12 protein-coding genes are annotated in these 12362 nt (G+C 42.6%); 6 read left to right on the top strand and 6 right to left on the bottom strand.

Annotation, left to right across the window (positions count from 1 at the left end; translation table 11 throughout):
* Positions 1-26 precede the first annotated feature (26 nt).
* On the bottom strand, positions 27-878 hold the full coding sequence (gene djlA / locus C9J42_RS16070; RefSeq protein WP_107207634.1) for a co-chaperone DjlA: 852 nt from the start codon (positions 876-878) through the stop codon (positions 27-29).
* Positions 879-1050: 172 nt separating this feature from the next.
* Between djlA and lptD the strand changes: the two genes are divergently transcribed.
* From lptD to C9J42_RS16040, 6 genes are all read left to right on the top strand, one after another.
* Entirely contained in the window at positions 1051-3666 is a 2616-nt protein-coding gene (gene lptD, locus C9J42_RS16065) for an LPS assembly protein LptD (RefSeq protein ID WP_370445025.1), read from the top strand.
* Between the two features lie 45 nt (positions 3667-3711).
* On the top strand, positions 3712-5013 hold the full coding sequence (surA, locus tag C9J42_RS16060) for a peptidylprolyl isomerase SurA (RefSeq protein WP_107207633.1): 1302 nt from the start codon (positions 3712-3714) through the stop codon (positions 5011-5013).
* Positions 5014-5021: 8 nt separating this feature from the next.
* Positions 5022-6014 (top strand): 4-hydroxythreonine-4-phosphate dehydrogenase PdxA, encoded by a 993-nt coding sequence (pdxA, locus tag C9J42_RS16055; RefSeq protein ID WP_107207632.1) that lies wholly within the window; start codon positions 5022-5024, stop codon positions 6012-6014.
* A complete protein-coding gene (gene rsmA, locus C9J42_RS16050; RefSeq protein ID WP_107207631.1) occupies positions 6011-6835 on the top strand; it encodes a 16S rRNA (adenine(1518)-N(6)/adenine(1519)-N(6))-dimethyltransferase RsmA in 825 nt (274 codons plus the stop codon). Before pdxA ends, rsmA begins: the two co-directional genes overlap by 4 nt.
* A gap of 117 nt (positions 6836-6952) precedes the next feature.
* Positions 6953-7336 (top strand): Co2+/Mg2+ efflux protein ApaG, encoded by a 384-nt coding sequence (gene apaG / locus C9J42_RS16045; RefSeq protein WP_107207630.1) that lies wholly within the window; start codon positions 6953-6955, stop codon positions 7334-7336.
* 36 nt (positions 7337-7372) lie between these two features.
* Positions 7373-8188, top strand: coding sequence for a symmetrical bis(5'-nucleosyl)-tetraphosphatase (locus tag C9J42_RS16040; protein ID WP_107294725.1), 816 nt, complete (start codon positions 7373-7375; stop codon positions 8186-8188).
* A gap of 61 nt (positions 8189-8249) precedes the next feature.
* Here C9J42_RS16040 and folA read toward each other — a convergent pair whose 3' ends face one another.
* The 5 genes from folA to C9J42_RS16015 all read right to left on the bottom strand — a co-directional run bounded on the left by folA (position 8250) and on the right by C9J42_RS16015 (position 12355).
* On the bottom strand, positions 8250-8732 hold the full coding sequence (gene folA, locus C9J42_RS16035; protein ID WP_107247490.1) for a type 3 dihydrofolate reductase: 483 nt from the start codon (positions 8730-8732) through the stop codon (positions 8250-8252).
* A gap of 39 nt (positions 8733-8771) precedes the next feature.
* The gene (locus tag C9J42_RS16030) at positions 8772-9248 is read right to left on the bottom strand and encodes a threonine/serine exporter family protein (RefSeq protein ID WP_045083540.1); all 477 of its coding nucleotides are present in this window, start codon (positions 9246-9248) and stop codon (positions 8772-8774) included.
* Entirely contained in the window at positions 9245-10048 is an 804-nt protein-coding gene (locus C9J42_RS16025) for a threonine/serine exporter ThrE family protein (RefSeq protein ID WP_107302160.1), read from the bottom strand. Before C9J42_RS16025 ends, C9J42_RS16030 begins: the two co-directional genes overlap by 4 nt.
* A 127-nt stretch (positions 10049-10175) precedes the next feature.
* Positions 10176-11345: an Obg family GTPase CgtA gene (cgtA, locus tag C9J42_RS16020; protein ID WP_005369899.1), complete on the bottom strand. Its 1170-nt coding sequence runs from the start codon at positions 11343-11345 to the stop codon at positions 10176-10178.
* A gap of 83 nt (positions 11346-11428) precedes the next feature.
* Positions 11429-12355 (bottom strand): DMT family transporter, encoded by a 927-nt coding sequence (locus C9J42_RS16015; protein WP_005369900.1) that lies wholly within the window; start codon positions 12353-12355, stop codon positions 11429-11431.
* Between the last annotated feature and the right edge of the window lie 7 nt (positions 12356-12362).

Here is a 12362-nt window from a genome sequence, read left to right as displayed (position 1 = left end):
CAATTTATTATTCAGCGTAATAACAATTATTTGAATCCTTTCTCTTTTCGGATCAAATCATAGGCAGCTTGTAGCTCTTGGGTTTTTTGTTTCGCTATTTCCATCATTTCTGGTGGTAACCCTTTCGCTGCGAGTTTATCTGGATGGTGTTCATTCATCTGTTTACGATAAGCACGTTTCACATCTTGCGCAGAGGCATTTTCATCAACCCCTAAGACATTAAACGCATCAGCTAATTGATCTCGACTAGGAGGCGCTTGGAAGCCACCACCTTGTTGTTGATATTGCTGATGGAAACCACCTTGTTGAAAACGAAACGCCGCTTCTTGCATACGCAAGCGTTGTTCAAGCTGGGCTTCAGAAAAGCCAAGGTATCGCGCAATAATATGCAGTAACTGACGCTCTTTAGGATGTAATGAACCATCCGCAAATGCTGCTTGAATTTGTAATTCTAAGAAAAATTGGAGTAAATCAGCACGTCGTGCACGACTACGAACACGATTTAGCATCTCTTCTAATGGGAAGTTATCTTCTTTTCCCTCACGAAACGCATTCTGCGCTTGAAGTCGAGATTCGCCTTGTAACCCCATTCGATCCATAATCGCACTTGCAACACGAATTTCCTCTTTTGTCACATGCCCTTTCGCTTTTGCGACATGCCCCATTACTGCAAAACAAGCATGGAAAAACTCTGCTTGTTGCTCTGCACTACTGGCTCTGTTCTGACCAAAACCGGCAAAACCGCCATTCATCTGACGAGCATAAGCCTTATCAAACTGGTGACCAATAAATAAACCAATCAACAATCCAGGCAATTTTCCAATGGAGAGGCCAAGCAACGCACCAATAATTTTTCCCCATATACCTGTCTTCTGCATTCTATACTCTCTGGTAATTTGTTAAATTTTTTCAATGTTTACCCAACAGCATGCGCTGAAAAGATGCCGTCGCGTCGAATTTGCATTATGATAGCTGTCATTTATCGGGAATGCTTGTAAAAAGCGCAATTATTCGCCTTGCTCTCAAACTGATACAGGAATGTTGAATCTGATGTCACTCACCTCTCACAGCTTACTTGCCACCATGATTGGTCTTGCCCTTTATGGGCCGGCAATGGCAGAAGATGCCACATCTTTACATAAAGATATCAACGGTAAACATGCTGTAGCAGAAGATCAAACAACAAAAACAGCCGTTAATAACGATCCTTTAGCTATGGCAGATGGTGTTTTTATTTCGCCAAAAGACCGCAAAGAAAATGCCACATCTTTAGATAAAGATATCAACGATAAACACGCAGTAGCAGAAGATCAAACAACAAAAACAGCCGTTAATGACGATCCTTTAGCTATGGTACGTGGTGTTTGTATAGCACCAAAAGACCGTAAAGAAGATACCAAAAACACACCGATCCACATTGAAGCTGACAATGTTCAAGCTAAAAATGAGCATAAAGCCGTGTATTCTGGTGACGTTATTGTTCAGCAAGGAACGCGTACGATTGCTGCCGATACTGTGACACTTCAACAACCACAAAATATTGTTACAGCAAAAGGCAACGTTTACTACCATGACGGTGGTATAGAAATGGAAGCGAAAGAGCTCCATAGCGATCTTGATACCAAAGACTCACAAATGGATGATGCTGTTTATCGTATGACCTGCCAGCCAGGGCGCGGTGACGCAGAGCAAATCGACAAGAAAAATGTTGATGGTACTCAGTTCTACAAAATGAAAGATGGTACTTTCACTACCTGTCCAGAAGGCGATAAAAGTTGGCGCTTTGCTGCTGGCTCTTTGGAGCGTGATGGTGATTCACCCTTTGCCGATTTATATAACGCGCGCTTTGAAGTACTTAATGTACCGGTATTCTATCTTCCGTGGCTTCGTATTCCTGTAACCGATGAGCGTATGACGGGTTTCTTATACCCAACGTTAACCTATGGCTCACGTAATGGTATGGAATATGAAGCGCCATTTTATTGGAACATTGCGCCAAACTATGACTTAACATTAACGCCAAAATACATGAACCACCGTGGTCTACAAACAACGGCTAAATTCCGCTACCTGAATGAATTAGGTGAAGGCCAAGTTGTCGGTGAGTACATGGGCCATGATAAAAAAGCCGATTACGTAGATTATCAATTGGAAGACAATAAACCCAACACGGGTAAATATTGGGGCTTCCAATGGACACACAGTGGGATCATCGATAAAAACTGGTTAGTTGATATCGACTACAGCAAAGTCAGTGATTACAAATATTTTGAGCGAGGCTTAGATTCTAGTATTGGTGAGCGTGAAGATAATAACCTGCTTCAAACGGCAGAAGTATCTTACCGAAATGCGAACTGGGATACGATGTTAATGGTCCGTGATTTTCAGCTTTTAAAAGATCCTGACGTAGCTGAATCATCAACAGATAATCGTTCACCGTATCGCTTAATGCCACAACTATCATCAACTTACTATAAAACAGATCTCGGCTACGGTCTCGATTTTAAAATGCCAATGAGTATCAGTAAGTTTGAGAATAGTTCGATATTCAAGCCTGACGCTGATCGTATAACTTTTGAGCCGACATTAACGCTTCCCTACGCGACACCTTGGTGGTCTGTAACTACTCAGGCAAAAGTGAACTACGCTCATTACAACCAAGATAAAAAAGAGTTAAGCAAAAACTCAGATTTTGATGCTCTTAAAGACAGTGTTAATCGTGTTGTTCCTGAATTTCGTGTCAACAGTAGCTTATACTTTGAGCGTGATACCTCCATTTTAGGTAGTCATTATACCCAAAGTTTAGAACCACAAATTCAATACCTTTATGTAAAAAATGTTGACCAAGACGGTATTTATAACCCATTTGATTATATCGGTGGCGGCTATGATTCAACCCGTTTACAACAAGATTACTACGGCTTATTTAGCGATCGGACATACAGTGGTAACGACTATATAGCTCCTGCGAACCAGTTCACCGTCGGCGCATCTACACGCTACTTTGATGAAGATTTTAAGGAACGATTTACCCTATCCATGGGTCAAATCTTCTATATCGATAAACCTGTTAACCAAGGAACTGATAATAAAGAAGCCAAAAGTTACTCAGCGACAGCGATTGAAACAGAATTTAACCTTGATGATAATCTGTTCTTAAAGAGCGCAATGCAATATGACTCAAGTGAGAATGACATTCAGCAAGGTAATGTGACCGTTGAGTACCGTAATGGTGGGGTATTTGTTCAACCGAGTTACCGTTACGTATCAAGTGATTACTTAACAAAATACGTGAACAACCCGAACCCTGTCATTTCAGGCACGAAAGATAAGCGTGACGGTATTTCACAGTTAGGTTTATCCATTGGCTTCCCAGTTAGCGATAATGTTGATGTTAAAGCTGATTACTACCAAGACATGAATGTTAACAAAATGCTTGAAAGTAAAGTTGGCTTCACCTACACATCTGCATGCTGGATGATAGGGCTTAGCTACAATCGTTACGCGAAAGATGCAATATCACAAGATTTTACTGAATACGATAGCAATGTCACTTTCTCATTCAGTTTACTTGGTTTACAAGGTGCCGGACCTTCATTCGGTCAATCATCGGATGATGGCGGTAATATTTTATCTTACGGCGATCCGTTCACTCTTAATAATTAATAGTTAGGCGACACATGTGTCGCCTTATAACCTGATGGAATATAAATGAAAACGTGGAAGTATTCTGTACTTAGTCTAATGATGATGGGTATGTCAGCAACCAGCATGGCAGCACCTCAGGAACTTGACCAAATTGTGATGACTGTTAATGATGGCGTGATCTTACAAAGCGATGTGAGCGCCATGCTAAAAACTGTTCGTCTTAACGCTGCTGAAGAGCACCAACAATTACCGCCTAATAACATTTTACGTCAGCAAGTGATGGATCAACTGATCCTTGAAAACTTACAGATCCAACAAGCTCAGCAGCTAGGGATCCGTATTGATGACAGTCAATTAGATCAAGCGATCGCCGATGTGGCTAAACAACGTAATATGAGCGTAGACCAACTACGTCAAAGCCTTGCTAAAGCAGGAGTTTCTTACTCTATGTTCCGTGAGCAAATGCGTAACGATATGCTAGCCTCTGAAGCGCGTACCATTATTGTTCGTAAACGTGTTAACGTTCTGCCACAAGAAGTTGAGTCTTTAGCCAAACAAATGGCCGAGCAAACTCAACAAAACGTGCAATACAACATTAGTCAAATTCAAATTCGGGTTGATGAAGATGCTGATAAAGCAGCACGTGAGAAAGCAAAACAAGAAGCAGAAGACATTGTTGCTCAACTTAAAAAAGGCGCAAACTTTTCACAACTGGCTTACCGTTATTCAAAAGGACCTAAAGCTCTAAAAGGGGGCGAATGGGGCTGGATGAGTAAAGCAGAAATGCCAACCGTCTTTGCTGATCAGATTAAAAATAACGCTAAAGATGCGATCATTGGGCCATTCCGTAGTGGCGTTGGTTACCACATTTTAAAAATCAACGATGTAAAAGGTATGCCAAACGTCTCTGTTATTGAGGTAAAAGCCCGTCATATTTTAATCAAACCTTCAATGATTCTAAGTGATGCAGCAGCAAAAGCTGAGCTTGAGAAAATTCGCCAAAATATTATTAGCGGTAAACAAACCTTTGCGGCAGCAGCAAAAGCCTACAGCGAAGATCCAGGTTCAGCGGCAAATGGTGGTCAACTAGGCTGGCAAGTACCAGATATGTATGCTCCAGCATTTAAAGAAAAAGTAGAAACGCTACCGATCGATAAAATCAGTGAACCGTTTAAATCTGCATTTGGTTGGCACATTGTTGAAGTTGAAGGGCGTCGCAAAGTCGACCGTACGGATGCTGCAATGAAAAACCGTGCTGCACAAATCATCTTTAACCGTAAATTCAATGAAGAAGCACAGACATGGTTACAAGAACTACGTGCAGGTGCTTACATTGAACCAATGAATACAACCAATAATGGCTAAATAAAGACATGACTGACACACAACGGATTGCAATCACCCCCGGTGAGCCTGCTGGAATAGGCCCAGATTTAGTCATCGCCTTATGCCAAGAAAATTGGCCGCACCAACTTGTTATTTGTGCTGATGCGCAGGTTATGGTAGAACGTGCGGCTAAATTAGGTTTACCACTAACCATTTTACCTTATCAGCCCGATCAACCCGCCCTGCCACATAAAGCAGGAACGATGACGGTTGCGCACATCAATACTGCAGTTGATGTTGTCGCTGGCACGTTAGATGAACGTAATGGCATGTATGTGCTCTCGACGCTTAAACGTGCTGCAGAAGGGTGTATGAATGATGAATTCGCCGCCGTTGTCACCGGCCCTGTACATAAAGGGGTCATTAACCGCGCTGGCGTATCATTTAGTGGCCACACTGAATTTTTTGCTCAACAATCTGACACTGCACAAGTTGTTATGATGCTAGCAACCGAAGGATTACGCGTCGCGTTAGTGACAACTCATATCCCTCTAAGTCATGTATCACAAGCAATTACAGAAGACAGATTAAAACAGGTGATTCGTATTTTACACGCTGATTTAATCAGTAAATTTGGTATTGAGTCACCAAAAATTTATGTCTGTGGATTAAACCCCCATGCTGGTGAAGATGGTTGCTTAGGGATGGAAGAAATAAATATTATTACTCCTACTCTTGAACAATTACGCCAGCAAGAAAACATGGATCTTATCGGCCCTTTACCGGCCGATACTATTTTCCAAGAAAAATATTTAGCTGATGCCGATACGGTATTAGCCATGTATCACGATCAAGGGCTACCGGTGCTGAAATATAAAGGCTTCGGTAAATCAGTTAACATTACGTTAGGATTGCCCTTCATCCGAACTTCAGTAGATCATGGTACCGCACTGGAACTCGCAGGTACCGGACAGGCAGATACAGGTAGCCTTTGGACAGCGCTATCTCACGCCCTAGAATTGGTAGATAAACAAGCATGAGCAGCGATCAAGTCCATCTAGGTCACCGCGCCCGTAAGCGCTTTGGCCAGAACTTTTTGAAAGACCCTTACATCATTGATGGCATAGTGTCAGCAATTAACCCATTACCAGGTCAAAACTTGGTTGAAATCGGTCCGGGTCTGGGTGCTATCACCGAGCAAGTTGGTAAACTTGTTGATAAATTTACTGTTATCGAACTCGACCGCGATCTTGCAGAACGCCTTGAAAGTCACCCAGATCTAGCTTCCAAGCTAACGATCCACCAAGGCGATGCAATGCGTTTCGACTTCACGCAACTTATTAAAGAAAATAATAAGTTACGTATTTTTGGTAACTTGCCATACAACATTTCGACCCCTTTAATGTTCCACATTTTTGAATTCCACAAAGATGTTGAAGATATGCACTTTATGCTGCAAAAAGAAGTGGTTAACCGTCTTGCGGCAGGCCCTGGTAGCAAAGCATATGGCCGCCTAACGGTAATGGCGCAGTATTACTGCCGCGTGATGCCTGTACTTGAAGTGCCGCCAGAATCTTTTGTACCTGCGCCAAAAGTCGATTCAGCGGTAGTACGTCTAACACCTTACGAAGTGTTGCCGTTCCCATGTACCAACCTAAAATGGTTAGATCGTGTATGTAGAGAAGGCTTTAACCAACGTCGTAAAACGATTCGTAACTGCTATAAAGCACTCTTTACAGCAGAGCAACTTGAAGCACTGGGGGTTAACCCAGGCAATCGCCCAGAGAACATTACCGTTGAACAGTTTGTGGCAATGGCGAACTGGCTTGATGCGAATTACCAAAAAGATGCGAAAGCTTAACCTCATTTAAGTGGATTACACAAAAACCCCGATAGCTTCACGGTTATCGGGGTTTTTCTTTATTTGTGGTTGAATGACGCTAAAATGAGAAGAGATCATAAACAAAGGATGTTGTCTGTGAGTACCACTTCTCCCCCAACCATAAAATGTCATGTCGTTACTCATTACCTCGATGATCAATCCGAGCCTGACAAGAGTCGCTATGTGTTTTCCTATACCATCACTATTCATAATCTTGGTCGTGGTCAAGCACAATTGCTTAAACGCCACTGGTTGATCACCGATGCCAATGGCAAAAAACTAGTGATTGATGGTGATGGTGTTGTGGGTAAACAACCCATAATTCAAGCAAGTGATGACTATACCTACACCAGTGGTACAATTATTGATACCCCGCTTGGTGTGATGCAAGGACATTACATTATGGAAGACGGGGACGGTAATAGCTTTAAAGTTAACATTGCCCCTTTTCGTTTGGCTGTGCCTAACATTATTCACTAGCTGTTTACTTTCACTTTCCTCAATAATGAGAGCAATATGGCAACCTACCTTGTTGGTGATATTCAGGGCTGCTTACCTGATCTAAAAAAACTCCTTGCTCAAGCGCATTTTGATCCCAAGCACGATCACCTTTGGCTTGCTGGCGATCTTGTCGCCCGTGGTCCTGAATCATTAGAAACATTACGTTTTGTAAAAGCACTGGGTAATAGTGCACAGGTGATCCTCGGTAATCATGATCTTCACCTATTAGCCGCTTCAAATGGCTTCGCACGTTTAAAACCGAGTGATAAAACTCAAGCCATTTTAGACGCGCCCGATAGCCCAGAATTACTTCATTGGCTACGCCATCAACCATTGCTGGCTGAACATCCTGATTTTCCATTAGTTATGGTACACGCTGGCATTAGCCCACAATGGTCGTTAGCGACGGCGCGTCAACAAGCTCGCCGAGTTGAAGCGATCCTTCAGTCTGAACGTTATGTATGGCTATTAGAAAATATGTATGGTGATGGCCCTGATTTTTGGCAAGAAGAACTTAATGAATTAGATCAGCTCCGCTATACCATCAACAGTTTTACCCGTATGCGCTTTTGCGAGCCTAACGGACGTTTAGATATGCAGTGTAAAGTAGAGCCAGGAAACCCTGAAGTTGGCAACTTGATCCCGTGGTTTGAAGTAAAGCGCAGTGAGCCGATTGAGAAAACCATTATCTTTGGTCATTGGGCGGCACTCATGGGACATCAAGATAAGCATTGTATTGGGCTTGATACAGGGTGCGTGTGGGGAAACAGTTTAACTATGTTACGCTGGGAAGACGGACAACGCTTTGTTACCGAATGCCCTATTTATTAAATCTTGCCACTTTATCCTATCCAATAATGCCCACTAGCATGGGCATTATTAAACAGTATGATTAATTGCGTTCAAGTACCGTAAAGTCCATCGCATAAGCATTTTTTTCATCTGCTTCATAATGCTCAGACTTCACTTGATGCCACCCCTCTCCCCATTCAGGGAAACGTGTATCACCGTCTAAATTAGCATCAATAAACGTTAAATAAAGACAATTCGCTTTTGGTAAACACGCTTGGTAAATACTACCACCACCGATGATCATTACTTCTTCTACATCACCAGCGACTTGTATTGCAGCTTCTATATCGCTCACAACAGTGATCCCTTCGGCATGAAACTCAGGGTTACGGGTGATCACAATGTTATGACGACCTGGAAGCGGGCGACCAATAGATTCAAACGTTTTGCGCCCCATTATCACAGGCTTTCCTAAAGTACATTGCTTAAACCAAGCAAAATCAGCGGGTAAATGCCATGGCATCGCATTTTCTTTGCCAATTACTCGATCATGCGCCATTGCGGCGATCATACTGATCTTCATCTTCAGGAAACTCCTTTTTAATATTTGTGATGCTATAGGTTACACCACAGGTCGACGGCGATAAAACAATAATCCCGGCATAGCTAACCCAATGGCTAATGCAGCAACAATAAAGATCGCTTTAAGCAAATTCTCAATCATCACTCCCCATAATTCCATTGAAAAACCACGATGATTAATTTCAACAATCGCAATCATTGCTTTATAAGTAAAAACGCCAGGTACCATAGGGATCATTGCTGCGACAGTAAAGACTTTGGGATGAGCTAAAAAGCGATGCGACCAATGCACACCAATCATACCAACAAGAGTAGCTGCTGCAAATGTAGCCCACTCAATAGGCATTCCCCAGTGCATTAAAAGAAAACGAGTGCCATGCCCTAACGCCCCTCCAATGGCACAATATTTCAGTGCCTTTGGTGGGACATTAAAGACTAATGCAAAGCCAACGGCTGGGATCATAGCGAAAAACATATCATTACCTAGCGCCAGCATTAGTGAGATCAGATCATTCATAGTAACCATCCCCACACATCCAGCACATTCATCGCAGCAACAATACCAATACAAGCGGCAAGTGTTAGTAAACTCGCCATCGTCCACCGTGCTAATCCCATTGAAGGGTAACCTTTTACCATATCAGCAACGGCATTGATCAAAGGAAAACCCGGTACCAACATCAGTACAGACGAAGCCATCGCTAAAAAAGGTTTATCACCAATTTGATAAACTTGTCCAAGACCTGAAATTAATGTGGTAACAAAGGCGGTAAAAGCAAAATTAATCAAAGGATTAAAATGACAATGTGCAATCTCTTGGCGAACAAACATACCAATAGATGAAGCTAGAAAAGTCAGGCAAAAAACTGGCCAATCCCCCCCAGCTAAACGGCTAAAAGAAGCACAAGATAGACCAATCATAATAATCACCAATAAGCGGTGATAACGCTGAGGTTGGATTTGTTCTAATTTGTGGTGAACATCATAACGATCAAGCAATCCACGCTCAGTTAAAATACAGATCCGTTGAATGTCCGTCACGATCTGCATATTGATCCCACTATCTTGGCAACGCCTTGTAGTCGTAATACAGCTCCCCTGATGACGAGTACTGATCACCATCGAACTAGCAGATAATGAGACCTCAACACTTTCAACCCCAAGCGCCAAACCAAGTCGACTTGTCACATCTGCCACTAAGGTACTTTCTGCGCCATGCTGTAAAAGACGTTGACCTGCAGATATCACAAGCCGTGTTATGTCTCTTTGTTCATATTCTGAGAGTGAAGTAATAATACCGTCCTTATGAATTGCCATTTATCATCCATTAATATTGCGCATTTATTATCCTATTAGAGTACCGAATAACTCCTGCATCCATTTTGATTAAGCACAAAAAAAGCCGTACCTCACGGTACGGCTTCCTCTACACAATCAGACTTGATTATGGCTTGTAGATGATTTCAACATCGTAATCATCTTCATTCCAATCATCCCAATCATCATCGTCGTCTTCATCCTGCGCTTTCTTAATTTGCTCAGCGTGGTAATCATCCCACTTGAAGTCAACTTTATCTTCTTTCTCTTCTGGCTCGTATTTGATCTTAGGCATAGCATCAATCGCTTCCATCAGATCATACGTTAGCTCTTTCGTACCGGTACGGTTTAGTGCAGAGATACTGTAGTACTTATCTTCCCAAGCAAGGGCTTCTAATACTTCAGTCATTTTCTCTTGCGCTTCTTCTTCATCAAGCAAGTCAGCTTTGTTAAATACAATCCAACGTGGCTTATTGCCTAGCTTATCACTGTATTGCTCAAGCTCATTGATGATAGTGAATGCATTTTCTACCGGATCAGAGCCATCAGCAGGCAGTAGATCAATCATGTGAAGTAATACACGACAACGCTCTAGGTGCTTAAGGAAACGAATACCTAAACCAGCACCGTCTGCCGCACCTTCAATCAGACCAGGAATATCAGCAACAACGAAATTACGCTCTGCATCAACACGTACAACACCTAAGCTTGGTACTAACGTAGTGAATGGGTAATCCGCTACTTTCGGCTTAGCTGCCGATACAGAGCGAATAAAGGTCGATTTACCTGCGTTAGGTAAACCTAACATACCTACATCAGCCAAAAGCAGCAATTCTAGGCGAAGATGACGAACCTCACCTAAACTCCCCATTGTCTTTTGACGAGGTGCGCGGTTTACAGATGATTTAAAACGGGTGTTACCTAGGCCATGGAAACCGCCTTTAGCAACCATCACTTTCATGCCGTGTTCAGTCAGATCGGCAATCACTTCACCTGTATCGTCATCAACTGCACGTGTGCCTACAGGTACTGTCAGTATTTTATCGGCACCACGTTTACCCGTACAGTTACCACCACGACCATTTTCACCACGCTCTGCGGCATGGAAACGTTCAAAACGATAATCGATCAGGGTGTTAAAGTTTTCATCAGCAAAGAGGTAAACGTCACCGCCGTCACCACCATCACCGCCATCAGGACCACCTTTAGGAATGTACTTTTCAGTACGAAAACTCACTACGCCGTTACCACCGTCACCGGCATCAACTTTGATAACTGCTTCATCTATAAACTTCATTCTTTTCTCCGCACTGTGGCGTTTAACATACAGCCATGATCACTAACTCATCATGGCGTAGTAATTATTGTCATCGACCTAGATTATTTGTGCTGGCGAATAAATTTATGGCCTATAGCACAGCATATCGCACCACTTACCACCACCATCGCACCAAGGTAACCCCAGATGTTCAACGTTACTGGCGCAACGTATTGTGGTAGAGCAAGGCTCGCAAGATCGACAAATAATATCGTAAACAAAGGAGTCAGTGTGATCACTGCACTCACTTGTGAGGCTTGCCAGCGTGACATCGCTTCAGCGAAAGCACCATAGCCAACAAGCGTATTAATACAACAGAATGCCAACATCGCAAGTTGACGATTATCCATTGCATAGATTTGTTCTGGTTGCGCTACTGGCGTAAGGATCAAAGCACAGATCACATAGATCATCAGCAAAATTTGCGCTGATGTAAATTGCTTTAATAACCACTTCTGCGCAAGGCCATATATTACCCACACAATAGCAGCCGCCACAGCTAAACTCACACCTAAAGTATAACCAGAAAAACTGGTAAATAACTCAATTAAGCGTTCATTAAAAAACAGTAGTAAGCCAGCCAATAAACAAATCACACCAATAATCTGGTGCTTAGCAAGCTTTTCTTTAAATACCCATGCACTGGTCACCAATAAGCCCACTGGAGCTAATTGAATGATTACCTGTACCACAGGTGGATTAAGATATTTTAGCGAGCTATTGAACAGGACAAAGTTACCCGCAAGACCAATACTTGCAATCAGTAACACTAGCCCACCAGCTCGGCCTAAATTTGAAATTGTTGGTAACTGCTTTTTCCAGCTTAATAATAAACCTAAACCTACAGATGCCGTAATAAAGCGATACCAAACAATAGTGAAAGGGTCCATCACTTCAACAGCTTGCTTCATTGCTATTGGTAACGCGCCCCAAAAGACAGCCGTTGTTAATGCAAGAAAAAAACCGATCATTGGGCCACGATCTCGCATAAACCCT

Origin of the sequence: Photobacterium sp. GB-56 (genome assembly GCF_003026105.1) — a bacterium.
Classification (GTDB): Bacteria; Pseudomonadota; Gammaproteobacteria; order Enterobacterales; family Vibrionaceae; genus Photobacterium.
Note: the sequence above shows the minus strand (reverse complement) of the source record. Positions and strands in the feature narration are given on the sequence as shown.

Bases quoted from the DNA above. Each gene is read 5' to 3' on its own strand.
- djlA (WP_107207634.1), bottom strand. From the start codon at position 878: ATGCAGAAGACAGGTATATGGGGAAAAATTATTGGTGCGTTGCTTGGC.
- lptD (WP_370445025.1), top strand. From the start codon at position 1,051: ATGTCACTCACCTCTCACAGCTTACTTGCCACCATGATTGGTCTTGCC.
- surA (WP_107207633.1), top strand. From the start codon at position 3,712: ATGAAAACGTGGAAGTATTCTGTACTTAGTCTAATGATGATGGGTATG.
- pdxA (WP_107207632.1), top strand. From the start codon at position 5,022: ATGACTGACACACAACGGATTGCAATCACCCCCGGTGAGCCTGCTGGA.
- rsmA (WP_107207631.1), top strand. From the start codon at position 6,011: ATGAGCAGCGATCAAGTCCATCTAGGTCACCGCGCCCGTAAGCGCTTT.
- C9J42_RS16040 (WP_107294725.1), top strand. From the start codon at position 7,373: ATGGCAACCTACCTTGTTGGTGATATTCAGGGCTGCTTACCTGATCTA.
- folA (WP_107247490.1), bottom strand. From the start codon at position 8,732: ATGAAGATCAGTATGATCGCCGCAATGGCGCATGATCGAGTAATTGGC.
- C9J42_RS16030 (WP_045083540.1), bottom strand. From the start codon at position 9,248: ATGAATGATCTGATCTCACTAATGCTGGCGCTAGGTAATGATATGTTT.
- C9J42_RS16025 (WP_107302160.1), bottom strand. From the start codon at position 10,048: ATGGCAATTCATAAGGACGGTATTATTACTTCACTCTCAGAATATGAA.
- cgtA (WP_005369899.1), bottom strand. From the start codon at position 11,345: ATGAAGTTTATAGATGAAGCAGTTATCAAAGTTGATGCCGGTGACGGT.
- C9J42_RS16015 (WP_005369900.1), bottom strand. From the start codon at position 12,355: ATGCGAGATCGTGGCCCAATGATCGGTTTTTTTCTTGCATTAACAACG.